Raw genomic sequence first — 23,039 nt, 5'->3', positions numbered from 1 at the left:
ATGGAATCTCCCGCAAGGTCAGTTTTCTGCCCACAAAGCAGAACGCCGGCTCAAGGCCGGCGTTCTGGTACTGCGGGAAAGCGCGCTTAGGAACGCACGCCCTCGAAGGAGATGATCAGCTCGGCTTCCTGGGAGGCCGGGCCGAGGTCCTTCTGGATGGCGAAGTCCTTCAACTTGATGGTGGTCGAGCCTTCGAAGCCGGCGCGGTAGCCGCCCCACGGGTCGTCGCCCTGGCCGACGAACTTGGCCTTGATGACGACCGGCTTGGTCACACCGTTGAGGGTCAGGTTGCCGGTTACATCGGCAGTGCCCTGGCCAGTGGACTTGACCGCGGTGGACTCGAAGGTGGCGGTGGGGTTCTTGCTGACGTTCAGGAAGTCACCGCTCTTGATGTGCTTGTCACGCTCGGCGTGGTTGGTATCAACGCTGGCGGTCTTCAAGGTGACCTTGATCTTGCTGGCCTCAGGGTTCTTCTCGTCGAAGCTGAACGTGCCGTCGAAATCCTTGAAAGTACCGTAGATGTAGCTGTAGCCCAGGTGGCCGATCTTGAAGTTGACGAAGGCGTGCTGGCCTTCCTTGTCGATCACGTAGTCGGCGGCCATGGCCTGGCCAGCGAACAGTGCGGCACCGAGAGTGAGCGCAGCGAAGGTTTTCTTCAGCATCGGTGAATCTCCTTGTTGAGAGGTTGCAGCGTTATTTGGCGGCGCGACCGAGCATACGGGTCAGGGTCGCGTCGCGATCGATGAAATGGTGCTTGAGGGCGGCCAGGGCGTGGACGCCTGCGAAGATGAGCAGCCCCCAGGCCAGGTATTCGTGTATGGCGCCGGCCACATCTTCCTGATCGGGAATGGCGGTCAGGGTGGCCGGTACTTCGAACAGGCCGAATACGGCGATGCCACGACCTTCGGCCGTGGAGATCAGGTAACCGGAAATCATCAGGGCGAACAGACCGACGTAAAGCACCAGGTGGCCGACCTTGGAGCCCAGGCGAGTCATCGGTCCATGGTTCGGCAGGGCCGGCGGCGGCGGGCTGATGAAGCGCCAGGCCATGCGTGCCAGCATCACCAGGAAGAGCAGGATGCCGACGCCCTTGTGAATGTCCGGGGCGGTCTTGTACCAGCTGCTGTAGTAGTTCAGACCGACCATCCACAGGCCCAGGGCGAACAGGCCGACGAAGACGATGGCCACCCCCCAATGCAGAAGAATGCTGACCAGGCCGAAGCGGGACGGGGAATTACGCCATTGCATGGAGGACATCCTTGGAAAACACAAGCTGGGTAAAAGCGAGTGATAAAGCCTAGCGGTAAATCTATCGAATTAAAGCGGAAAATTTTGCTTTGAAATATCGAGTAAAACGATCTTTATAACGAGTGGGACTTTGCAGACTTTTGTCGAAAGAAAAGCCTGATAGCTCGTCAGCCGCGACCGAACGGTATGAGGAGGGGGGGACCGGCGGCGATGAGCTCGCCACCGGGGATACAACTCAGTTGAACAGACGGGAGAAGAAGCCTTTCTTCTCGTCCTTGGTGAGCGTCTTGGGTGTCGCTTCGGGCATGCTCTCGGTTTCTGCTTCCACCGGGCCAACGGCCTTGCCGGCCTTGAGGTCGATGACCTGGGCGGCGGCGCGCTGGCCGCTGCGCAGGGCGCCTTCGAGGGTGCCTGGATAAAGCGCGTCGGTGTGCTCACCGGCGAATACCACGCGGCCCAGGGGCTTCTCCCACATGCGCCAGTAAAGGCTGATTTCGCCGGGGCCGTAAGCCAGGTAGGCGCCACCCGCCAGGGCGTCCTTGCCATAGCGACGCACCTCGAAGCCCTTGAATTGCTCGCGGGCGCCTGGGAAATGTTTGTCGAAGCGGATCAGCACCTGGTCGACCATCTGCCGGTCGCCGAAGGCCTGCATCAGGCGCGCGTTGTCGCCGGACAGGTTGATCAGCAGGTTGGCGCCGCCCTTGAGGGCCGGTTCGACCCAGAGCATGCCCAGCCCCTGGTCGCTGTAGACCTCGCCGGAAAGTCGGCTCTTGCCCCAGACCGGCTTCTTGAACTGCAGCAGCATCTGGTCGCGCCAGCCATAGTTGATGTCCTTCAGCGCGCGCAGCTGCAGGGCCGAGAGGGACGGCGTCATGCTGATCCTGCCCAGGGCCGGCAGCGGTACGGCAAGCACCACGTAATCGGCGTGGTAGCCGGCACCCCCGACCTTGACGGCGACGCCGTCCTTCTCTTGCACGATGGCCGAGACGCGGGCGTTGGTCTTGATGGTCTTGATCTGCTTGGCCATGGCCTGGGCCAGGCCCTGGCTGCCGCCGGGCAGGCGCGCGGCGCGCATCTCGGTATCCGGCAGGCCGCGATAGACGCGGGCCTGCTGGGCCAGGTAGAGCAGCGACAGGCGCGAGGGTTCGTCATAACGGGAGCGGATGCGCTGCTCCACCAGGGCCTTCGCGGTGGGTGGCAGGCTCAGCTTCTCCAGCCAGCGGGCGACGCTGATGGAGTCGAGGGTTTGCAGCGTGTGATTGACCAGCGGCTTGAGTGGGTCTTCGATCGAGGCGGCCAGGTCGTCCAGGCTCTTGTCGAAGCGTTTCAGGCCCTCCACCGTGCTCGGGGATTCCTTGAGCAGGTCGGCCTCGGAGAAGTAACGGCCGTTCACCAGGTAGCCCGGATTGCGCACGTAATCCGGCGCGGGCACGGCCTTCAGCTTGAACTGGTCCAGGTAGCGGTAGAGGCTGGGCTGCAACTTGGCGCTGCCGACCCACTCGCTGGCCGCCAGGCCCGAGCGGCCACCGATGCTCGGCTTGGCCTCCAGAACGGTGACCTGCCAGCCCTTCTGCTGCAGCTCGTAGGCCGAGGTCAGGCCCGCCATGCCACCGCCGATGACGATGGCCGTCGGCTGCTTGTCCTTGGCCAGCGCCGTCGCGCTGAGCCCTCCCACGATGATCAGCGCCAAGACGCGCCAGGCTGCAGGCATGAAGATTCCCCCGGTGAAACAGCGTTGTACGAAATTGGCGCGCAGGATACGCCAGCCCCAACGGCCGGGCCAGACGTGCCTTCCGGGCGGTTGGGTGCGTCCTGCTTGTCCGGGCCGGCCTCATTGCATAGGCTTCGCCGATCGCTACAGGAGAACGACCCATGGGCCTCAATGCCGACTGGATGCAACGCGACCTCGCCGTGCTCTGGCACCCCTGCACCCAGATGAAAGATCACGAACGCCTGCCGGTGGTGCCGATCCGCCGCGGCGAAGGCGTCTGGCTGGAGGACTTCGAGGGCAAGCGCTACCTGGACGCCGTCAGCTCCTGGTGGGTCAATGTCTTCGGCCACGCCAACCCGCGCATCAACCAGCGCATCAAGGACCAGGTGGACCAGCTGGAGCATGTGATCCTCGCCGGCTTCAGCCACCAGCCGGTGGTGGAGCTGTCCGAGCGGCTGGTGAAGCTCACGCCGAAGGGGCTGGACCGGGTGTTCTATGCCGACAACGGTTCTTCCGGCATCGAAGTGGCCCTGAAGATGAGCTACCACTTCTGGCGCAACCAGGGCCTGGAGCGCAAGAAGCGCTTCGTCACGCTGACCAACAGCTACCACGGCGAAACCGTGGCGGCGATGTCGGTGGGCGACGTGGCGCTGTTCACCGAAACCTACAAGTCGCTGCTGCTGGACACCCTCAAGGTGCCGAGCCCCGACTGCTACCTGCGGCCCGAGGGCATGTGCTGGGAAGAACACTCCCGTGCCATGTTCGCCCATATGGAGCGCACCCTGGCCGAACACCATGAAGAAGTCGCGGCGGTGATTGTCGAGCCACTGATCCAGGGCGCCGGCGGCATGCGCATGTACCACCCGGTGTACCTCAAGCTGCTGCGCGACGCGTGCGACCGCTACGGCGTGCACCTGATCCACGACGAGATCGCCGTCGGCTTCGGCCGAACCGGCACCATGTTCGCCTGCGAGCAGGCCGGCATCGCACCGGACTTCCTTGTGCTGTCCAAGGCGCTGACCGGCGGCTACCTGCCCATGGCCGCCGTGCTCACGTCCGAAGCCGTCTACCAGGGCTTCTACGACGACTACCAGACCCTGCGCGCGTTCCTACATTCCCACACCTACACCGGCAACCCACTGGCCTGTGCCGCCGCCCTGGCAACGCTGGATATCTTCGAGCAGGATCGGGTGATCGACGCCAACCGCAAACTGGCCATGCGCATGGCCACCGCCACCGCGCACCTGGCGGCCCACCCGCACGTGGCCGAAGTGCGTCAGACCGGCATGGTGCTGGCCATCGAGATGGTCCAGGACAAGGCCAGCAAGGCGCCGTACCCCTGGCAGGAACGCCGCGGCCTTAAGGTCTTCCAGCACGCCCTGGAGCGCGGCGCCCTGCTGCGTCCCCTGGGCAACGTGGTGTACTTCCTGCCGCCCTACGTGATCACCGAGGAGCAGATCGACTTTCTCGCCGAGGTGGCCAGTGAAGGCATCGACATCGCCACCCGCGAGTCGGTGAGCGTGCACGTTGCCGCCGACCTCCACCCGAACCATCGCGATCCGGGCTGACGGGTAACACGGACGGCGCGCCAGGCCTTAAACTGCGCGCCTGTCCTCCCTTTGCCCGAACGCCCATGCGCCTCTCCCGCTTCTTCATCGACGCTCCACTCGCCCTCGGCCAACACAACCTGCCCGAAGCCCAGGCCCACTACATCGGCCGCGTGCTGCGGCTTGCCTCCGGTGACCCCGTGCAACTGTTCGACGGCTCCGGCCAGGAATACCTGGGCGAGCTGATCGAGGTCGGCAAGAAGACGGTGCGGGTAGAGCTGCGCGAAGCCTTTACCGGCATGGCCGAATCGCCATTACGGGTGCATCTGGGCCAGGGCCTGTCGCGCGGCGAGCGCATGGACTGGGCGATCCAGAAGGCCACCGAACTGGGTGTCGCCCAGATCAGCCCCATCGTCAGCGAGCGCTGCGAAGTGCGCCTGAAAGACGAACGCGCCGACAAGCGCCTGGCGCACTGGCGTCAGGTGGCTATCAGCGCCTGTGAGCAGTGCGGCCGCTCGGTACTGCCGGTGATCCATTCACCGGTCACGCTGGCCGATTGGCAGCGCGACGTGCAGGCGGATCTCAAGCTGGTCCTGCATCCGGTGGCCGAGCCCCTGGCCGGCCATGGCAGGCCGAGCAGCCTGGCCTTCCTGATCGGCCCAGAGGGCGGCTTGTCCGAGGCCGAAGTGGATGCCGCGAAGGCGGCGGGCTTCCACCCGGCACGACTGGGGCCGCGGGTACTGCGCACCGAGACGGCGCCGGTGGTGGCGCTCAGCGTGGCGCAGCAGCTCTGGGGCGATTTCTGAATCGGAGCGCCCGTAGGACGGCGTAGCGCGCAGCGAATCCATCGACCGCTGCTGGTGGGTTTCGCAGGTTCAAGCGGAGCGCCGCCCCGCCACTTCCTACGAACCGCCCCTGCTCGTCCGAGTCAGATCAGGCCGGCATCCGCCAGCATCTGCTCCAGTCCCGCCAGGTCGGGGATCTTCACCACATCAGTGCCCAGCTGCACCGCATCCAGCTCCAGCACCGACAGCGGCGCGTTGGCCCGGCGCAGGTCTGCTTCCAGCTTCAGTGAACGCGGGATCCCCTGCAGCAGCAAGGCGATGAACTTCACGTGAGGGCGGCCGCCGAGGGCATTGAGTACCGCGACCCGCGCGCCTGAGCCCATCTTCACCTCGCCGCCGGCGGCGCCTTCGAAGGACAGCAGCGGCAGGCGCAGGTCGCGCCAGGCTACCTGGCCCAGCAGCCAGGCGGGCAACCCCGAGCTCGACTGGGGGGCGCGGTAGGGAATCAGCTCAGCCAGGGCCACGTTGGGCACCAGCAGGGTACGGTCGGACAGCGGCAGCAGCAGCCCGGTCAGGCTGGCGGTGCTGTTCTGGGTGGTAACGGCTTGGCTCATGAGAATTCCTGGGTTAGCTGCACTGCGCAGCCAGATGTTCGACCAGCTTGGCGGCCAGCTCGCGCGGGTCGCCGCCGAAGGTGCTGTAGCCGCCTTCACGCAGGCTGTCCGGCATGCTTGAACAGGCGCAGGTATCGGCACTCTGGGTCCAGATCAACCCGCCCTGACGGCGCAGGTAGGCGGCTGCGGCACTGCCATCGCTGCCCATGCCGCTGAAGGCGATCACGCCGCACTGGGCGCCGTAATGCTGGGCCAGGTTGAGCATGGCCTGGTCGATGGACGGGCTGTAGGGTTCCGGCCAGGGGCGTTCGCCCATCTGCATGCGGCAGTCGTCGGAGAAATTCAGTTCACGGCTGATGGGCACCACCACCACTTCGCCGCAGCGCACGGTATCACCGTGGCGGGCCTGGTTGACGTGCCACTGGCTATGGCGGCCCACGGCCTGCGGCAGCGCGCCCTCGAAACTGGGGTCTATGTGCTGGGCGTAGAGAAAGCCGATCGGCAGGCCACCGGGCAAGGCATCGAGGAACGCCTTGACCGCCGCCGGCCCCCCCAGGGAGGCAGCCAGCAGCCAGACCTGGCGCGCGGGCTCCCCCGCCACCAGCGGGGTATCGGCAAGCACCTTGGGCAGTTCCAGGCGTGTCGGGCGCTGGGCCTCGGCCAGCAGGGTTTCCAGGCTCGGCCCCACGGCCACCGCCGGATCGCCCACCAGCTTTTTCAGCTTGCCGAACAGACGCCGTTCCCAACGCGGGTAATGCTCTGAATGGCGCTCGGGGGCATGGCCTTCGCCGAACAGCACGGGAGAACTGGCGTGCTCCAGCAGGCTGTCCACCAGGGGCGAATCCTCGGACAGGGCCAGGTCCACCAGCCAGAGATCCGCCTCGCAGGCGCTCAGCGCCGCTTCGTCCAGGCGGGCCGGATCGCTGTTGAGCACGACCTGGTAGCCGTTGCCGGTCAGGGCCTGCTGCAACACATGGCGCTGCAGCGAGGTGTCGGCGAGCACGGCAATGCGTGCGGATGTCTTCTCTGTCATGTCCGTTTGACCAGATGCTGGATAGTTTCGAGCAACAGCGACTCCTGGTAGGGCTTGCCCAGGTAGTCATTGACGCCGATGGCCATGGCGCGCTCGCGGTGTTTCTCACCGGTACGCGAGGTGATCATGATGATCGGCAGGTCTTTCAGGCGCTCGTCGTGGCGGATCAGGGTAGCCACCTCGAAGCCGTCCATGCGCGGCATTTCGATATCCAGGAGCACGATGTCCGGCCGCTGCTCCTGCAGCAGGCCGATGGCATCGACCCCATCCTTGGCGGTGAGCACGTTCATGCCGTTGCGCTCCAGCAGACGGCTGGTGACCTTGCGTACGGTCACCGAATCGTCCACGACCATCACCAGCGGCGGACGCTCCACGTCCACGTCGGCCGGCAGCAGGTTGGCGCTGGCCGAGCGCAGTTGCGGTTGTACCAGGTGGGCGTGGCGCGAGCGAATGGTCGCCAGCAGGTCGAGAATCACCACCACGCGTCCATCGCCGAGGATGGTGGCGCCGGAGATGCCGTGGACCCCTGCGAACTGCGGGCCAAGGCTCTTCACCACGATCTCGCGGGAACCCACCAGGGAGTCCACCTGCACGGCCATGGCATGCTCGCTGGAGCGCACCAGGATCACCGGCAGCGGCAGACTCTGGCCCACCAGTTTGGGGTGCTGGCCGTTGCCCAGCAGATCGCCCAGGTACTTCAACTCGTAGTTCTGGCCGGCGTACTCGAATCGCGGTGCATCGGGCTGGTAGTAGGCCTCGAGCTCGTAAGGGGAGACCCGCACGATGCCTTCGATGGTGTTCAGCGGGATGGCATACAGGTCTTCGCCGGAAAGCACCATCAGCGCACGGTTCACCGACACGGTGAACGGCAGGCGGATGAGGAAACGGCTGCCCTCGCCAGGGGTGGAGTCGATGCTCATGGTGCCGCCGAGCTGCTTCACCTCGGAGTGCACTACGTCCATGCCGACGCCCCGGCCGGAAATCTGCGTGACCTTGTCGGCCGTGGAGAAGCCCGGTTCGAGGATGAACTGCAGAACCTCGTAATCCGAAAGGTCGGACTCGGCATCCATCATGCCGCGCTCGATGGCCTTGCGGCGCACGGCTTCGAGCTTGATACCGGCGCCGTCGTCAGCCAGGGTCAGGACGATGTCGCCACCCTCGCGACCAAGGTTCAGGCGGATGGTGCCGCTTTCCGGCTTGCCGGAGGCGCGACGTGCCTCGGGAACCTCGATGCCGTGGTCGACGGCATTGCGCAGCATGTGTTCCAGCGGCGCCACCATACGCTCGAGCACGGTGCGGTCCATCTCGCCCTCGGCGTTGCCGACGACGAATTCCACCTGCTTGTCGAGCTCGCTGGCCACCTGCCGGACGATACGACGCAGGCGCGGCACCAGGCGGTCGAAGGGCACCATGCGGGTACGCATCAGGCCTTCCTGCAGCTCGGTGTTCACCCGTGCCTGCTGGAGCAGCAGGGTTTCCGCGTCGCGGTTCTTCGCCGCCAGGGTTTCCTTGAGGTCGAGCAAGTCGGATGCGGACTCGAACAGCGCACGCGACAGCTGCTGCAGCTGCGAGTGACGGTCCATTTCCAGCGGGTCGAAGTCCTCGTAGCCGGCGCGCTCCGCCTCAGCCTGATAACGGCTGAGGATTTGCGCCTGGGTCTCGGTGTCGAGACGGCGCAGTTGGTCACGCACCCGCTCGATGGTCGCTTCCATCTCACTCAGGGTGAAGCTGAAGTCACTGACCTGCTGCTCCACCCGGCCGCGGAAGATGGAGGTTTCACCGGCCAGGTTGACCAGCCCCTCCAACAACTCCGCCGGCACCTTTACCAGTTCCTGGGGCGCACGACGAGCAGCGGCGTCCTGGGCGGCTTCCCGGGCTCGACGAACGAAGGGCAGGACGCGCTCTTCATTGACAACCCGCGGTAGAACGCTGGCCGCGACAATTGGGCTGGCCAACTGCGGCGCTTCTGTCAGGGTCAGCGCCTGGGGCGGCGTCGGCAGGTCTTCGGCCAGGCTCTGGTCGAGCTGCTGACGCAGTTCATCCAATTCAGCCTGCAAGCCTTCATAGCCGGACTGCACGTCAAGGAAGAGGCTTTCCGGCCAGGGCGCCCCCTGTTGCTGCGCCTCGATCAGGTGGTGTTCCAGGTCGTGGGCAAGGTCGCCCAGGCGCTTCTGCCCGGCCAGTCGCGCACCGCCCTTGAGCGTGTGCAGCACGCGTAGCAGCTCATCGATCTGGGCACCGTCCTCGCGTGCCTCTTCCCAGCGGCCAATGGCGGTTTCCATGGCCTCCAGCAGGTCGTCTGCCTCTTCCAGGAAGATATCGAGGATGTCCGCCTCAGCCACGGCATCACGGTCGTCCTCGACTGCCGGCTGCAGATGCACGGCGCTGGGCATGCTCAGCTGCTCGCTGGGATTGGCGCGCCAGCGCTGGATGGCTTCGATCAGTGCCTGGCCGTCCGGCAACGGGCGACGCGCACGCACCGCGTCGAGCATTTCGCTCAGGCGGTCCTGACAAGCCTGCAGCAGGTTGAACAGCGTCGGACTGGCACGCAGACGGCCACCACAGAGGCCTTCGTAGAGGAATTCCAGTTCGTGGGCGAGGTCGCCGATGGGACCGATTTCGGCCATCCGGGCACCGCCCTTCAGCGTATGCAGGTCCCGTTGCAGGGCTTCTATCTCGAGACTGTTGTCCGGGTCATCGATCCAGCGCTGCAGGGCGGCACCGGCGCTGTCGAGGATGTCGAAGCCTTCCTCGAGGAATATCTCCACCAGCTCCGGGTCCTGGTCGCTGTTGAAGACCTGGACCTCGGGCAGCGGTGCAGCCTGGGTCACCGGCTGTTCGTCAGTCCGGACGTCCAGCAGCTCGGCCAGGGACAACTCGGTGAGGTGTTCCGTGGCGACGTCGTCCGCCGCCTCTTCCATCTCGTCATTGGCTGCGTCAAAGGGCTCGCACAGCTCGACAATGTCGTCGTCCCCGGCATCTTCGTCGTCGAATGCATCGAACGTGGGCAGTGGCTGCACCACGGCGGCCGAAAGGCTCTGCGCGCCACCCTGGCGGAAGCCGCGAATGTCCTGGATAAGCTGCAACGGATCACTCAGGGATCGGCGCGCCTGCAGTTGCTCCAGCAACGAGGCGAGGCAGTCATGGCTATGCTGCAGCAGGCCGGCGAGGCGCGGCGAGTGGCTGTAGCGGCGGTCTACCAGACCTTCGTAAAGCGACTCCAGTTCGTGGGCGAGGTCGCCGATTGGACGGATCTCAGCCATACGCGCACCGCCCTTGAGGGTGTGCAGGTCACGTTGCAGGGCCAGCAGCGCCGGGTTGTTCTCCGGCTCGCCGAGCCAGCGTTCCAAGGCCTTGCCGGCGCTGTCGAGAATATCCACCGCCTCTTCGAGGAAGATGGACACCATCTCCTCGTCCAGGGCAGCAGGTACTTCGTCCAGCCGTTCGGTCTCGGACGTTTCGTCGGGGTCGAAGGACGCCAGTTCGGGCAGCGCCACGTCCTGCAGCGCCTGGGGCTCTTCCACCCGATCAGACTGCAGCGGGCGGCTTTCGGCGTGTGGCCAGCCCGCGTCCAGCTCCTCGATTTCGAGGTCAGGGATACCGGGTTCCAACAGGGACAGGGCCAGCGGGTCGACGACGTCCTGCAGCAGGTTGCGCAGGGCCTGGGCACGCTCGGGCTGGGGGGTCACTTCAAGGGCTGCCGCCACCTGATCCATCATGCCGATCAGGGCTTCATGGGCTGCCTCGGCTTCGCTGAAGAAGCGTTCGCTGACCGGCAGGCTGCCTTCGTCCACAGCGCCATAGACATCCAGCAGCGCTTCGCAAAGCTCTTCGATCTGCGGTAGTTCGGCCATCTCGGCGCCACGGCCGAGGGTGCTCAACTCTTCCAGCAACGCCCCCAGTTCCTGACGCTCGGACGGGTGCTCACGCCAGCGGCGCAGCAGGTCCTCGGCGTCCAGCAGGATATCCATGCCTTCGGCGAGGAAGAGGGAAATCATCTGCGGGTCGCGGGTCTCGCCCTTGTCGTCGCGGCGTGCGGCATTGGCGGCGTCCAGGCGGTGCTGATGCAGTTGCTGGATGCGCTCCAGCAACGCCCCGGCACCCGGGATCGAGGCCAGCGGCGTGCTGTCCAGCTGATCCACGCCCTTGCGCAGCAGGTTCAGTGCCTCGCGCAGCAGTTCGGCCTCGGAGAGGTCGATGCGGAGCAGGTTGGTCTTGTACTCCTTGGCCAGCTTCTCCAGGGGCGTGGCGATTTCGGCGATCGGCAGGATGCCGGCCATGTGCGCGCTGCCCTTGAGGGTGTGCAAGGCGCGCTGGAGGTCATCGTTGACCGACTGGGGCAGTTCCTGGTCGCAGGCCTTGACGAAACCGGCGAGGGTATCCAGGTGGAGCTCCGCCTCGTTGCGGAAGATTTCCAGCAGTTGCGGGTCCAGGGCCTCACCGGATTCCGTGATGACAGGAGCATGCGGCTCGCCCGCGGGCTCGATGGCCTGCTCTGAACCCGGGGCTTCAGATTTTGGGAGGATCTGCCCCTTCGCCAGGGCATGGGCCGTGGCGGCCAGCTGGTCGACGTCATCGCGCTGGCGCTGGGCCTTCGCGGCGTACTCCTCGACCAGGGCAGGCAGCAGGTCAACCACATCCTGGACGACCTGGTGCACAGGTTCGGCGGCCTCGATGCTACGGTCCAGCACGCGATTGAGCAGGTTTTCCACCGACCAGGACAGCTCGCCGATGATCAGCGCTCGCACCATGCGCCCACTGCCCTTGAGGGTATGGAACGCACGACGCACTTCGCCCAGGGCATCGCGGTCGTTGCTGTCGGCATGCCAGCGCGGCAGGTAGTCGGCCAGTGTTTCCAGCACTTCACCGGCTTCTTCGATGAAGACTTCCTGCAGCTCGTCGTCCACCGGTTCCTCGTCGGCGGGCGGCGGCAGCAGGCTCGGCGGCACGTCGCGCGCCGGCGGATTGAAGGCCGGCACCGGAACCGCCATGACGTCGGCCAGGGACAGCGGTCGCTCTGCGGCAGGTTCCATTACCGGCTCTTCCAGCGGCGCGCTGGGCAGGTCGACTTCCGGCAGACCGAGTTCGGCGAGGGCCGCCTCGTCCCACTCCAGGGGGGCCGGCAGGTCTTCAAGGTTCAGGGCTTCCAGCTCGACCACCGGCTCGGCGGCGGGCAGGCTGTCCAGCTCATCCAGATCAAGGCTGGGCAGTGCATCGAAGGTGTCCAGCGACAGGTCGAGGGCGGGCTGGTCGCCCGGCAGCGCTGGCGGCAGCTCTTCCAGATCGGCCAGGTCGAAGCTCGGTAGCGGTTGTCCCTCGCCGAACTCCAGCGGGGTATCCAGGCTGAAGTCGAGCAGTTCGTCCTCGGCCCCGGCTACTTCGGTCACGCTCGGCAGGCTGTCCAGCTCATCCAGATCGAGGCTGGGCAGGGTTTCACCTTCTATTCGCAGCGCCGGTTCCAGCTCGGGTTCCAGGGCGGCGACGGCATCGGGCTGGAACGGGGAATCCAGACTGAGATCGATGGTTTCGGTAGCGGGTTCAGCGTCCAGCGCCTCCAGGCTCCAGGTCTCGTCGGCAACCAGCAGCTCGCTCTCTGCTGCTGCGGGCTCCAGCGGCGCATCCAGGCTGAAGTCGATGCTTGCGGCAGCCGGTTCAACGTCCAGCTCGCCCAGGTTCCAGTTGTCATCGGAGACCAGCAACTCACCCTCGGCAGCCGGTGCAGCGGCGGCGGTAGAAACCTCCAGCGGTGCGTCCAGGCTGAGGTCGATGCTTACGGCAGCCGGTTCAACGTCCGGCTCGCCCAGGCTCCAGTTGTCGTCAGAAACCAGCAGCTCGCCCTCGGGGGCTGCCGCCAAGTCCAGCGGCGCATCCAGGTCGAAGTCGAGGCTCCCAGCGGCCGGCTCGAAGGCCAGCGCCTCGGGCATGACGGCTTCCGGCTCGTCTTCCGGATCGAGGTGCTGGTGCAACTCCGACTCTTCAGCGGCCAGTACTTCGATTTCCTGTATCGGGTCAGCCAGGGGCGCCGGGGCTTCCTCCTCTTCTACGCGGTCGAGGATGGAGGGCTTTTCCTTGAGCGGATAACCCAGGGTGTCCAGGCTTTCCTCGGCCACGTCGAGAATCATGTCGCCCTGGGCGGCATGGTCTTCGGACAGTCGTTCGAGGTAGTACTCGACGCTGGTGATGGCGTCAGCCAGGGTGTCCAGGCTCTGCCAGTTGGGCACGGCCTTGCGTGCCAGCAGCTGTTCCAGGATGTAGCGGTTGCACGCTTCCAGCAGGGCGGCAGCGCGCGGCAGCGGGATCATTGCCAGGCCGCCTCGGGCCTGGGTCAGCAGCTCCGGCACACGGGCCAGGTGCTCGTGGTTCCACTGCGAGGCGATGAACTCGATGATGGCGTCCTTGGCCTGCTCCAGACCGTTGCGCGCCTCCTTGATCACCAGTTGGTGGATCTGCGCCACGTCGGTGGTGGGCAGGTGGCTTTCTTCCGCCGCGCCCTCTTCCGCCGGCCCGACCATGCCGGCCAGGGTGGCTTCGACGTAGAGCAGTGCACCGGCGACATCCATCAGCACCGCATCGCTGGGCTCACGCTGACCAAGGGAGAGTCCGTGGATCACGTCGATCTGGTCGAGAATGACTTTGCGCGGCTGACCGAAGCCCAGTACCGCCAGGGTGTCGGCAATCTGCTTGAGCGGAGGCAGCAGGGAATCCAGTTCGGCGACGCCGCTGCGGTCGCTGCGCACGAAGAGGTCGAGGCTGTCCTTGACCCGTACCAGTTCCTCGCAGAGGGCGGTGACCACCGAACGCATGGCGTCGCGGTCAGGGCCGGCGAGGCGGGCACGCTCCTCATCCACCACGGCGGTATCCGGCAGGGCTTCGTCGAGGCGGTAGCGCTCCTTGAGGGCGCGGATACGCGGCGACTGGGCCGGGGCCTTGGCCACGTAGAACAGCAGGTTTTTCACCAGCTCTTCCGGTGCCGCCTGGTTGAAACCATCGGCACCCTGCTCGAGCAGGCGTTTGAGTTCCTTGTCCACTTGGCGCAGCAGGTTGCGCACCGAGGAGCCGTTGACCACGGAGCCGTTGGCAAGCCCCTCCACCAGGCCTGAGGCGATCTGCCAGAGCGGGCCGAGCGGCGCGTCCTGGCAGAGGGACTCGAGACGGGCGAAGACGCGCGCCATGTAGCCCAGGTTGGCGGCCAGGTCCTGGTTGCGGATCACGCCCACCAGGGCGGTCTGCAGCATTTGCCGCAGCTTGCGCAGCAGCACCGGCAGTTCGGCCGTGCGCATGCGCGCCAGGGTGTCCATGGACAGCGCCGGCAGCATGCCGGAGAGGTCCGGAGCGAACAGGCTGGTCTCGGACAGCAGGTTGTCGCCACGGGCGGCACGCAGGTCATTGAGCAGCGGCAGCAGGACCATCGGCAGGTCGCGGCGGGCGCTCTGGATACGGTCCAGGTACGGCGGTAGCTGCAGGATGGCCTGCATCAGCACTTCCAGCGCCTCGCCACGGTTGGCCGTGCGGCCTTCCATCAGCGCCTGGGCCAATCGCTCCATTTCCTCGGCGAGCAGGGCCGCGCCGTAGAACTCGACCATCTGCAGCGTGCCCTGGACCTGATGGATATAGGTCAGGCAGAAACGCATGCGCGTCGGGTCCTGCGGGTTCTCGACGAAGGCCTCCAGGGCCTGTCGAGCCTGCTTCAGGGTTTCCGCGATCTCGCCCTTTACCCACTCGAGGGCGACGTAGTCGTGCCGATCAGTCATAGCCGTCTGCTATCCCTTCCGGGTGAATGCCAGAACCTGTTCATTGGGCACCGGCTCAAGGTCCGGATGCTGCCAACCCACCACTTCCCCCACGCCTAGCACCATCAGCCCCCCTGGCGCCAGGCGTTCGGCCAGGCGATTGAGGATTTCCCGGCGGCGCCAGCGGCGGAAGTAGATCAACAGGTTCTGACAGAAAATTACGTCCATGCCGGACATTGGCGCCTTGGCCAGTTCCAGCACATTGAGCCGTGCACAGCACACCCGTGCGGCCAGGCTCGGCACTATCTTGTAACGGCCATCGTCCTGGGCCTCGAAGTAGCGCTCGGCGAGCGCCGCTTCGAGTTGTTCCAGGCGCCGGGCGCCATACAGGCCCTCGCGGGCCTTGGCCAGGGCGCTGAGGCTGATGTCGGTGCCGGTCACGCCGAAATACGCCGGCTGTTCGGTACCGCTGAGCGCCTCGGCCGCCACCATGGCCAGGGAATAGGGCTCTTCACCGCTGGAGCAGCCCACGCTCCAGATTTCCAAGGGGCGCTCCAGGTCCCGTTCGACGCGCCCGCACAGGTACTCGGCGAGCAGTTCGAAGGAGGCCGGGTGCCGGAAGAACCGGGTTTCCTGCACCGTCAGGCGATCCAGCAGGGTCGACCACTCCACCGCGCCTCGCGGCCCATCGGTGACCTGGCGGTAGTAGCTGGCGTAGTCCTGCACGCCCAGTTCGCGCATACGCGCACTGAGATTGGTCTGGAGGAAGGAGCGGCGCTGGTCATTGACCACCACGCCGGTGCGTTCCTCGAGCAGCTTCTGCCAGTCCTGGAATTCCGCTGTCGTCATATCGGCCAGGGGTTTCAAGGCCCAGACACCGCCTGGCTGCATGCTGTCGTGCCCTTGATTCATGGCCGTCGTGCCGCGACCTCAGGCCGCGGCGCCTCCCCTGGTCAGGCTATGTCCTGAGTTTCCGGCAGCTTGAAGCCGGAAACCGACTTGCGCATCTCGCTGGCCATCTTCGCCAGGTTGCCGATGCTCTTCGCGGTGGCGGTGGTACCAGCGGAGGTCTGCGAGGTGATCTCCTGGATCACATTCATGGTGTTGGAGATATGGCCAGCGGAGGACGCTTGCTGACGAGCGGCGTTGGAGATGTTCTGGATGAGCGCCGCGAGGGTCTTGGATACCTTCTCGATCTCTTCCAGGGCCACACCGGCGTCCTGGGCCAGACGGGCACCCCGGACCACTTCGGAGGTGGTCTGCTCCATGGAGATCACCGCCTCGTTGGTGTCGGTCTGAATGGTCTTCACCAGAGCCTCGATCTGCTTGGTCGCCGCGGAGGAACGTTCCGCGAGGCGCTGTACTTCGTCCGCTACCACGGCGAAGCCACGGCCCGCATCACCGGCCATGGACGCCTGGATCGCGGCGTTCAGGGCGAGGATGTTGGTCTGGTCGGCGATGTCGTTGATCAGGCTGACGATGTCACCGATCTCCTGGGACGATTCACCGAGGCGCTTGATCCGCTTCGAGGTGTCCTGGATCTGCTCACGGATGTTGTCCATGCCGGTGATGGTGTTGTGCACCACTTCGTTGCCCTTGTTGGCGATGGCTACGGAACGTTCCGCTACCGCCGAAGATTCAGAGGCGTTCGCCGATACCTGGTCAATGGACACGGCCATTTCGTTGATCGCGGCAGAGGCGCCGGCGATTTCCTGGGCCTGGTGCTCGGAAGCCTCGGCCAGATGCATGGCAGTGGCCTGGGTTTCCTGGGCGGCGGCGGCCACCTGCACGGCTGTCAGGTTGATGGTTTCCACCAGCTCGCGGAGCTGGTCGATGGAGTAGTTGATGGAGTCGGCGATCGCACCGGTGAAGTCCTCGGTCACGGTCGCGGCTACGGTCAGGTCACCGTCGGCGAGGTCGGCAATTTCGTCCAGCAGACGCAGAATCGCCGCCTGGTTACGTTCGTTCTTCGCGGCGGTTTCGGCCAGTCGGCTGCGGGTGCTTTGCACCATCACAAGGCCGATCAGGATGACCGCGGCAAGGGCCAGGGCGCCCAGTACGTAGCCAGCCAGGGTGTTCAGGCCACGGCCGCCTGCCAGGTTCTCGAAGCCGGTGGTCAGGGCGGAGGCCTTGTCCAGCAGGGTCTGGGAGCCGGTGAAGATGGTGTTGGCGGATTCACGCACCTGGAAGAGTTCGGGCGAGGTTTCGAGGATTTCGTCCACGGAGCCGGACACGAACTCGAAGAGTTCGGAAATCTCCTGCAGACGCTCCAGGGCCTCGGTGTTGGTGACCTGGGAGATCTCCATCGCCGCGTTGCCTTCGAGCATGGCATTGAGTACGCGGCCGAACAGGCTGGCGTCGCGGCCGAACATGTCGGCGGCCTGGACGGAGTCTTCGTCACCCGCCAGCACCTTGTTCACCGAGCCGAGGATACGTTCGGCCAGCAGCGATTGGCGCTGGGCTACCGACACCTGGCTGGCGGGTGCGCCGCTCTCGAGGAGGATGTCCACGACTTCCTCGTACTCGACCTGCAGTTGCGGGATGGTTTCGGCCAGGGTGGCGGCTACCTGGTGGAGCGAGAGTACGGTCTGCTCGCTGGCGAGGATGGCGTCGGCGTTCTTGCGCAGGCTGTCCCAGTCCTTCTGTACGACATCCATCTCGCCCTTCACGGCGGCAGGCGCGGCCGGCAGGCCGGTGGCGGCGTCGCCTTTCAGCAGGAAGTTCCAGCGCTTCTCGAAGTCGTTGCGCGCGTCTTTCAGCAGGGCGAAGGCTTCGGCCTTGCCCGCCGCGGCCTCGCTGGAGTTCTTGGCGATACGCTGGGACAGCACGCGCAGTTCACCTGCGTGGCTGATGTATTCCTTGTCGTAGTTCGCCTGGGTGTTGAGGTACGCGAAGTTCGCGAACAGCAGCACGATGGCGATGATCAGGACTACGAAGAGTCCGGCGATCAGCGACGTGCTACGCACCCCGGAAAAAAGATTGCCTGCGTTTAGTCTTTTCATTATCGGGCCCCCGCCTGGACCAACCACTCTATTCCCATGTAACGCCAAAGGGCCGGCAAAGCCGGCCCAACCTTGAAGCCAGGGTCCCGGAAGCTCTAACCCGGGACCGGTACGGGACGCCAGGCGCCCCGCGTAGAACCTAGATCGCTACCTCGAGGAACGCCTGGTGCTGTGCAAGCGCGTGCGGGCTGAACACCAACCAGGGCTGCTCGCGATGGAAAACACCATGGATGAAGGGCTGGATGCTGGCCTCCAGCGGGGGCAACTCCTCGCTGAAGGCATCCACCAGAAAGTGCTGCATGCCGAAGACTTCGTCGACGATCAGCCCGGCAAAGATTTCCTGGTGGTCCACCACCAGCACCCGGCGTTGCTTGCGCAGGGGCGACAGGTCGCCACCGAAAAAGCCGCACAGGTCCATCACCGGCAACAGGCGTCCGCGCACGTTGGCGACGCCCCTGACCCAGGTCTTCACACCGGGAAGCAACGTGTGGCGCGGCTCGTGCAGCACTTCGCTGACCTCGCCCATGGGTGCCACGAACAGGCGTTCCCCCATGCGGAAGCCGATACCGCTCCAGCTCTGCACCACCTGTTGTTGCGCAGGCAAGCCCGCCGCCAGCGCGCGACAGCGCTGGTCGATCTCGTAGAGGAGCTGGAAGGGAGTCTGCGAATCCGACATGGCGACCGGCCTTGGCCTGTTTCTAATAGTTATGGTTCGGGGTCCGGCGCGGCAATCAGCCGGCCAGTACCGCGTTCAGCGTCTTGATCAGCGTGTCTTCTTCGATCGGCTTGGTCAGGTAGTCACGCGCGCCCTGGCGCTTGCCCCAGACCTTGTCGGTTTCCTGGTCCTTGGTGGTAACGATAACCACCGGGATATGACTGGTTTCGGCGTCCTTGGTCAGTTGACGGGTTGCCTGGAAACCATTGAGGCCGGGCATCACGATGTCCATCAGGACGGCGTCTGGCTTCTCCTGGCGGGCCAGGGCCACGCCATCAGCGCCATTCTCGGCCTTGAGTACCTGGTGGCCATGCTTCTCGAGCATGGCAGTCAGCTTGTACATCTCGGTCGGCGAGTCATCAACAATCAGAATACGAGCCATGGTGTTCCCCATATGGAAAGGCTTCACCGGCCATCAGGCCGGACTTCAGGAGGCTTGCTCCACCGGGGTGAAATCGGGGACGTGAGTCTTGATCGCGCCGAGCAGCTCTTCCTTGCTGAAAGGCTTGGTGAGGTACTGATCGGAACCGACGATGCGACCCTTGGCCTTGTCGAACAGGCCGTCCTTGGAAGACAGCATGATCACCGGGGTGGACTTGAAAGCACTGTTGTTCTTGATCAGGGCGCAGGTCTGATAACCGTCCAGGCGAGGCATCATGATGTCGACGAAGATGATGTTCGGGTGGGAATCGGCGATCTTGGCCAGGGCGTCGAAACCATCAACTGCAGTGATGACCTCACACCCCACTTTCTTGAGCAGCGTCTCGGCGGTACGACGAATCGTTTTCGAATCGTCGATCACCATGACCTTCAAACCCTCGGAATGCTGTTCCATGTTCGCCCTACCATCGCCTCGGTGAGTCGTTATTCTGCTTTATATATGTGCCTGAGGCCCTACAACCGACGGGCTGCGACCCAATCGTCGGGCCTTTTTAGCACAGTCTCCAGACGCAAGCTACACGGCCCCCGCATCTGCGATTCTTCCCCTTTAGGGGAAGGATTTTTCCTTGACCGCAATCAATGCCGGCGCCACCCTGAGCGCCTTATCCAACCGGCCCGCCCGCTGTGGCGCGCCCCTTGAAACCTGTTGCGGAGAACCCCCATGAGCGTTCGCCTCGGGATCGTCATGGACCCCATTGCGCAAATCTCCTTCAAGAAGGACAGCTCCCTGGCCATGCTGCTGGCCGCCCAGGAACGCGGCTGGTCGCTGTTCTACATGGAGCAGCAGGACCTATACCAGAAAAACAGTGAAGCTCGCGCTCGCACGCGCCCCCTGAAGGTTTTCCTCGACCCCGAACACTGGTTCGAGCTGGAGGCCGAGGCCGATATCCCGCTGGCCGAGCTGGACGTGATCCTGATGCGCAAGGACCCGCCCTTCGACAACGAGTTCGTCTACTCCACCTACCTGCTGGAACAAGCGGAACGGGACGGCGTGCTAGTGGTCAACCGCCCGCAGAGCCTTCGTGACTGCAACGAGAAGTTCTTCGCCACCCTGTTCCCCGAGTGCACACCGCCGACCGTAGTCAGCCGACGAGCGGACATTCTGCGCGAGTTTGCCGAAGAACAGCGTGACATCATTCTCAAACCCCTTGATGGCATGGGCGGTTCCTCGATCTTCCGCCACCGCGCCGGCGATCCCAATCTCTCGGTGATCCTCGAGACCCTGACCGCCCACGGGAGCCAGCAGATCATGGCGCAGCGCTACCTGCCCGCGATCAAGGACGGCGACAAGCGCATCCTGATGATCGATGGCGAGCCGGTGCCCTACTGCCTGGCGCGCATCCCCGCCCAGGGCGAGACCCGCGGCAACCTGGCCGCCGGCGGCCGTGGCGAGGCCCGACCGCTGTCTGAGCGCGACCGCGAAATCGCCGCGATCGTCGGCCCGTCCCTGCGAGAAAGAGGGCTGCTGTTCGTCGGACTGGACGTGATCGGCGACCACCTCACGGAGATCAATGTCACCAGCCCTACCTGCATCCGCGAGATCGACAAGGCCTATGACACGCGCATCGGCGAACGTTTGATGGATGCGATCGCCATCAAGCTCGAGGCGCGGAGTGCTTCATAGACTTTTATGCGCACGCTCGGCAGACTGCGCCGCTATCTGAAGCAAGCTGACTGGCGATGAACGCAGCCGTGAACACCCCGCCCCAACTGTCCGCCGGCGTCCGCCCGGCGGATCGGCTGGGCTTTACCCTGTTCCTCGCCGCCGTGCTGCACGTTGCGCTGATCCTCGGGGTTGGCTTCACCATTGGCGACCCGCAGCAGATCAGCAAGACCCTGGAAATCACCCTCGCCACCTTCAAGAGCGAGGAGAAGCCGAAGAACGCCGACTTCCTCGCCCAGGCCAACCAGCAGGGCAGTGGCACCCTGGAACACAAGGCCACGCCCAAGACCACCGAGCAGGCGCCCTTCCAGGACAAGGAAATCCGCAAAGCCACTCCGCCGGCCGCGCCGCCCCAGGCACCGAAGAAAGAAGCCCCCAAGGCCGCCGTGGCCACCAAAAGCCCGCAGCCGCAGAAAACCACGATCAAGCGCGAACAGAGCAAGCCGCAACCCGAGACCACGCCCGCGCCGACCTTTGACAGCTCGCAGCTCTCCGCCGAAATCGCCAGCCTGGAAGCGGAACTGGACAAGGAGCGCCAGCTCTATGCCAAGCGCCCGCGCATACACCGCCTCAACGCGGCCTCGACCATGCGCGACAAAGGCGCCTGGTACAAAGAGGAGTGGCGCAAGAAGATCGAGCGCGTCGGCAACCTCAATTACCCGGATGAGGCCCGCCGGCAGCGCATCTACGGCAACCTGCGTCTGCTGGTGTCGATCAACCGCGACGGCACCCTGTTCGAAGTGCAGGTACTGGAATCCTCCGGCCAGCCGGTACTGGACCAGGGCGCCATGCGCATCGTGCGCCTCGCGGCCCCCTTCGCGCCCTTCACCGGCGACCTCGCGGACATCGACCGCCTGGAGATCATTCGCACCTGGCGCTTCGAGCGCGGCGACCGCCTGTCGAGCAATTGAGGGCGGCCGCGCACAATCGGCTCTAGGCTTCAACCAAGGGGCACCGATTCAAGCCATCGCCTTGCCGCTTGAAGCCTGCCGTCTTAAGACTGAAACTAGCCGACATGAAAAGCGCACCGAGCTACCTCAAACACCACTTCCTGATCGCCATGCCGCACATGGCCGATCCGAACTTCGCCCAGACCGTCACCTATCTGGTGGAACACAACGAGCAGGGCGCCATGGGCCTGGTGATCAACCGCCCCAACGGCTTGAGCCTGAGCGACGTACTGGAACAGTTGCGACCTGACTACACCCCGCCGGCCCGCTGCCAGGGCCTGCCGATCTACTCCGGCGGCCCGGTGCAAACCGACCGCGGGTTCGTCCTGCACCCCAGCGGACAGACGTTCCAGGCCACCCTGGAGCTGGGCGAGCTGGCCCTGTCCACCTCCCAGGACGTGCTTTTCTCAATCGCCGATGGCGGCGGCCCGCAGAAGAGCCTGGTAGCCCTCGGGTATGCCGGCTGGGACGCTGGCCAGCTGGAAGTTGAGCTGAGCGAAAACGCCTGGCTGACCTGCCCAGCAGACATGGCCATCCTCTTCGACACGCCGACCGAGCAGCGCCTTTCGGCTGCCGCGGCACGACTGGGCGTGAACCTCAGCCTGCTCACGGCCCAGGCCGGGCACGCTTGATGGCCGAATCCAAGCCCCTGCGCCTGTTACTTGGCTTCGATTACGGCACCAGACAGATCGGCGTTGCCGTTGGCCAGGCGGTAACCGGCCAGGCTCGCGAGCTGAAAGTGCTGAAAGCACAGAACGGCGTGCCGGACTGGCAGCAGGTGGAAGCACTGATCCGCGAATGGCAGCCCGACGCCATCGTCGTAGGCCTGCCGCTGAACATGGACGGCACCGCCAGCGAAATGAGCGCGCGCGCGGAGAAATTCGCCCGACGCCTGAACGGCCGTTTCAATCTGCCGGTATTCACCCACGATGAGCGCCTGACCACCTTCGAGGCCAAGGGCCAACGCCTGGCCCAAGGCCAGCGCGACGGCTACCGCGAGCGCCCGGTGGATGCCCTGGCCGCCGCGCTGCTGCTGGAAGGCTGGCTGGCCGAAAACTCCGCAACTTCTTAAGCGAGGACCGCCGATGACCCTGCCCAACCCCGCCGAACTGCTGCCGAGGATGGCCAGCGACCTGCAAACCCACCTCAAGTCCCGCAACATCGCCGAGCCGCGCTACATCGGCATCCGCACCGGCGGCGTATGGGTGGCACAGGCCCTGCTGGAGCAACTGGGCGAGTCGAGCCCCATGGGCACCCTGGATGTGTCTTTCTACCGCGACGACTTCACACAGAACGGCCTGCACCCGCAGGTGCGACCGTCCGAACTGCCCTTCGAGATCGAAGGCCAGCATCTGGTGCTGATCGACGACGTACTGATGAGCGGGCGCACGGTGCGCGCAGCCCTCAATGAGCTCTTCGACTACGGCCGCCCAGCCAGCGTAACCCTGGTCTGCCTGCTCGACCTCAACGCCCGGGAGCTGCCGGTCCGCCCGGACGTGGTTGGCGCAACCCTGTCCCTGGGCGCCACGGAACGGGTAAAATTGCTCGGCCCCGCGCCGCTCACCCTCGAGCGTCAGGACCTCGCTTCACCCGCCTGACC

General features: G+C 65.1%; 18 protein-coding genes. 7 read left to right on the top strand and 11 right to left on the bottom strand.

Annotated elements, in window-relative coordinates:
* Positions 1-86 precede the first annotated feature (86 nt).
* The 3 genes from G559_RS0117930 to G559_RS0117920 form a co-directional block, all read right to left on the bottom strand.
* Positions 87-662 carry a YceI family protein gene (locus G559_RS0117930; RefSeq protein ID WP_028629563.1) on the bottom strand — a complete coding sequence of 192 codons (576 nt, stop codon included), beginning with the start codon at positions 660-662 and terminating at the stop codon, positions 87-89.
* A 31-nt stretch (positions 663-693) separates the two neighbouring features.
* Entirely contained in the window at positions 694-1,248 is a 555-nt protein-coding gene (locus G559_RS0117925) for a cytochrome b (RefSeq protein WP_028629562.1), read from the bottom strand.
* Positions 1,249-1,483: 235 nt separating this feature from the next.
* The gene (locus G559_RS0117920; protein WP_028629561.1) at positions 1,484-2,959 is read right to left on the bottom strand and encodes a flavin monoamine oxidase family protein; all 1,476 of its coding nucleotides are present in this window, start codon (positions 2,957-2,959) and stop codon (positions 1,484-1,486) included.
* Positions 2,960-3,120: 161 nt separating this feature from the next.
* Between G559_RS0117920 and G559_RS0117915 the strand changes: the two genes are divergently transcribed.
* A complete protein-coding gene (locus G559_RS0117915; protein ID WP_028629560.1) occupies positions 3,121-4,527 on the top strand; it encodes an adenosylmethionine--8-amino-7-oxononanoate transaminase in 1,407 nt (468 codons plus the stop codon).
* Positions 4,528-4,592: 65 nt separating this feature from the next.
* Positions 4,593-5,312, top strand: coding sequence for a 16S rRNA (uracil(1498)-N(3))-methyltransferase (locus tag G559_RS0117910; protein WP_028629559.1), 720 nt, complete (start codon positions 4,593-4,595; stop codon positions 5,310-5,312).
* Between the two features lie 122 nt (positions 5,313-5,434).
* Here the strand turns inward: G559_RS0117910 and G559_RS0117905 are convergent, their stop codons facing one another.
* The 8 genes from G559_RS0117905 to pilG form a co-directional block, all read right to left on the bottom strand.
* On the bottom strand, positions 5,435-5,905 hold the full coding sequence (locus tag G559_RS0117905) for a chemotaxis protein CheW (RefSeq protein ID WP_028629558.1): 471 nt from the start codon (positions 5,903-5,905) through the stop codon (positions 5,435-5,437).
* Positions 5,906-5,918: 13 nt separating this feature from the next.
* The gene (locus G559_RS0117900; protein WP_028629557.1) at positions 5,919-6,938 is read right to left on the bottom strand and encodes a chemotaxis protein CheB; all 1,020 of its coding nucleotides are present in this window, start codon (positions 6,936-6,938) and stop codon (positions 5,919-5,921) included.
* On the bottom strand, positions 6,935-14,689 hold the full coding sequence (locus G559_RS0117895) for an Hpt domain-containing protein (RefSeq protein WP_028629556.1): 7,755 nt from the start codon (positions 14,687-14,689) through the stop codon (positions 6,935-6,937). Before G559_RS0117895 ends, G559_RS0117900 begins: the two co-directional genes overlap by 4 nt.
* 9 nt (positions 14,690-14,698) lie before the next feature.
* Complete coding sequence (locus tag G559_RS0117890) at positions 14,699-15,559, bottom strand: protein-glutamate O-methyltransferase (RefSeq protein ID WP_028629555.1); 861 nt, start codon at positions 15,557-15,559, stop codon at positions 14,699-14,701.
* A gap of 62 nt (positions 15,560-15,621) precedes the next feature.
* Positions 15,622-17,670 carry a methyl-accepting chemotaxis protein gene (locus G559_RS0117885; RefSeq protein WP_028629554.1) on the bottom strand — a complete coding sequence of 683 codons (2,049 nt, stop codon included), beginning with the start codon at positions 17,668-17,670 and terminating at the stop codon, positions 15,622-15,624.
* 139 nt (positions 17,671-17,809) lie between these two features.
* Positions 17,810-18,346 (bottom strand): chemotaxis protein CheW, encoded by a 537-nt coding sequence (locus G559_RS0117880; RefSeq protein ID WP_028629553.1) that lies wholly within the window; start codon positions 18,344-18,346, stop codon positions 17,810-17,812.
* Positions 18,347-18,401: 55 nt separating this feature from the next.
* Positions 18,402-18,767, bottom strand: coding sequence for a twitching motility response regulator PilH (gene pilH / locus G559_RS0117875; RefSeq protein WP_028629552.1), 366 nt, complete (start codon positions 18,765-18,767; stop codon positions 18,402-18,404).
* A gap of 45 nt (positions 18,768-18,812) precedes the next feature.
* Positions 18,813-19,220 carry a twitching motility response regulator PilG gene (gene pilG, locus G559_RS0117870; protein ID WP_003455569.1) on the bottom strand — a complete coding sequence of 136 codons (408 nt, stop codon included), beginning with the start codon at positions 19,218-19,220 and terminating at the stop codon, positions 18,813-18,815.
* A gap of 267 nt (positions 19,221-19,487) precedes the next feature.
* Between pilG and gshB the strand changes: the two genes are divergently transcribed.
* From gshB to pyrR, 5 genes are all read left to right on the top strand, one after another.
* A complete protein-coding gene (gshB, locus tag G559_RS0117865) occupies positions 19,488-20,450 on the top strand; it encodes a glutathione synthase (protein WP_028629551.1) in 963 nt (320 codons plus the stop codon).
* Between the two features lie 56 nt (positions 20,451-20,506).
* Positions 20,507-21,400 carry an energy transducer TonB gene (locus tag G559_RS0117860; RefSeq protein ID WP_028629550.1) on the top strand — a complete coding sequence of 298 codons (894 nt, stop codon included), beginning with the start codon at positions 20,507-20,509 and terminating at the stop codon, positions 21,398-21,400.
* Between the two features lie 104 nt (positions 21,401-21,504).
* Positions 21,505-22,071, top strand: coding sequence for a YqgE/AlgH family protein (locus G559_RS0117855; RefSeq protein WP_028629549.1), 567 nt, complete (start codon positions 21,505-21,507; stop codon positions 22,069-22,071).
* Entirely contained in the window at positions 22,071-22,511 is a 441-nt protein-coding gene (gene ruvX, locus G559_RS0117850; RefSeq protein WP_028629548.1) for a Holliday junction resolvase RuvX, read from the top strand. The genes G559_RS0117855 and ruvX overlap by 1 nt, the downstream gene beginning before the upstream one ends.
* Before the next feature lie 13 nt (positions 22,512-22,524).
* Positions 22,525-23,037, top strand: coding sequence for a bifunctional pyr operon transcriptional regulator/uracil phosphoribosyltransferase PyrR (pyrR, locus tag G559_RS0117845; RefSeq protein WP_028629547.1), 513 nt, complete (start codon positions 22,525-22,527; stop codon positions 23,035-23,037).
* The last annotated feature ends 2 nt before the right edge of the window (positions 23,038-23,039 follow it).

Origin of the sequence: Metapseudomonas resinovorans DSM 21078 (assembly GCF_000423545.1) — a bacterium.
Lineage (GTDB): Bacteria > Pseudomonadota > Gammaproteobacteria > Pseudomonadales > Pseudomonadaceae > Metapseudomonas > Metapseudomonas resinovorans.
The sequence above is the reverse complement of the archived record's forward strand: the minus strand, read 5'-3'. Positions and strand labels throughout refer to the sequence as shown.

What these genes read in the sequence shown, in the direction of transcription:
- G559_RS0117930 (WP_028629563.1), bottom strand. Translation starts at nt 662, where the DNA reads ATGCTGAAGAAAACCTTCGCTGCGCTCACTCTCGGTGCCGCACTGTTC.
- pilH (WP_028629552.1), bottom strand. Translation starts at nt 18,767, where the DNA reads ATGGCTCGTATTCTGATTGTTGATGACTCGCCGACCGAGATGTACAAG.
- gshB (WP_028629551.1), top strand. Translation starts at nt 19,488, where the DNA reads ATGAGCGTTCGCCTCGGGATCGTCATGGACCCCATTGCGCAAATCTCC.
- G559_RS0117915 (WP_028629560.1), top strand. Translation starts at nt 3,121, where the DNA reads ATGGGCCTCAATGCCGACTGGATGCAACGCGACCTCGCCGTGCTCTGG.
- pyrR (WP_028629547.1), top strand. Translation starts at nt 22,525, where the DNA reads ATGACCCTGCCCAACCCCGCCGAACTGCTGCCGAGGATGGCCAGCGAC.
- G559_RS0117905 (WP_028629558.1), bottom strand. Translation starts at nt 5,905, where the DNA reads ATGAGCCAAGCCGTTACCACCCAGAACAGCACCGCCAGCCTGACCGGG.
- pilG (WP_003455569.1), bottom strand. Translation starts at nt 19,220, where the DNA reads ATGGAACAGCATTCCGAGGGTTTGAAGGTCATGGTGATCGACGATTCG.
- G559_RS0117855 (WP_028629549.1), top strand. Translation starts at nt 21,505, where the DNA reads ATGAAAAGCGCACCGAGCTACCTCAAACACCACTTCCTGATCGCCATG.
- G559_RS0117900 (WP_028629557.1), bottom strand. Translation starts at nt 6,938, where the DNA reads ATGACAGAGAAGACATCCGCACGCATTGCCGTGCTCGCCGACACCTCG.
- G559_RS0117925 (WP_028629562.1), bottom strand. Translation starts at nt 1,248, where the DNA reads ATGCAATGGCGTAATTCCCCGTCCCGCTTCGGCCTGGTCAGCATTCTT.
- G559_RS0117910 (WP_028629559.1), top strand. Translation starts at nt 4,593, where the DNA reads ATGCGCCTCTCCCGCTTCTTCATCGACGCTCCACTCGCCCTCGGCCAA.
- G559_RS0117860 (WP_028629550.1), top strand. Translation starts at nt 20,507, where the DNA reads ATGAACGCAGCCGTGAACACCCCGCCCCAACTGTCCGCCGGCGTCCGC.
- G559_RS0117920 (WP_028629561.1), bottom strand. Translation starts at nt 2,959, where the DNA reads ATGCCTGCAGCCTGGCGCGTCTTGGCGCTGATCATCGTGGGAGGGCTC.
- ruvX (WP_028629548.1), top strand. Translation starts at nt 22,071, where the DNA reads ATGGCCGAATCCAAGCCCCTGCGCCTGTTACTTGGCTTCGATTACGGC.
- G559_RS0117890 (WP_028629555.1), bottom strand. Translation starts at nt 15,559, where the DNA reads ATGCAGCCAGGCGGTGTCTGGGCCTTGAAACCCCTGGCCGATATGACG.
- G559_RS0117885 (WP_028629554.1), bottom strand. Translation starts at nt 17,670, where the DNA reads ATGAAAAGACTAAACGCAGGCAATCTTTTTTCCGGGGTGCGTAGCACG.
- G559_RS0117880 (WP_028629553.1), bottom strand. Translation starts at nt 18,346, where the DNA reads ATGTCGGATTCGCAGACTCCCTTCCAGCTCCTCTACGAGATCGACCAG.
- G559_RS0117895 (WP_028629556.1), bottom strand. Translation starts at nt 14,689, where the DNA reads ATGACTGATCGGCACGACTACGTCGCCCTCGAGTGGGTAAAGGGCGAG.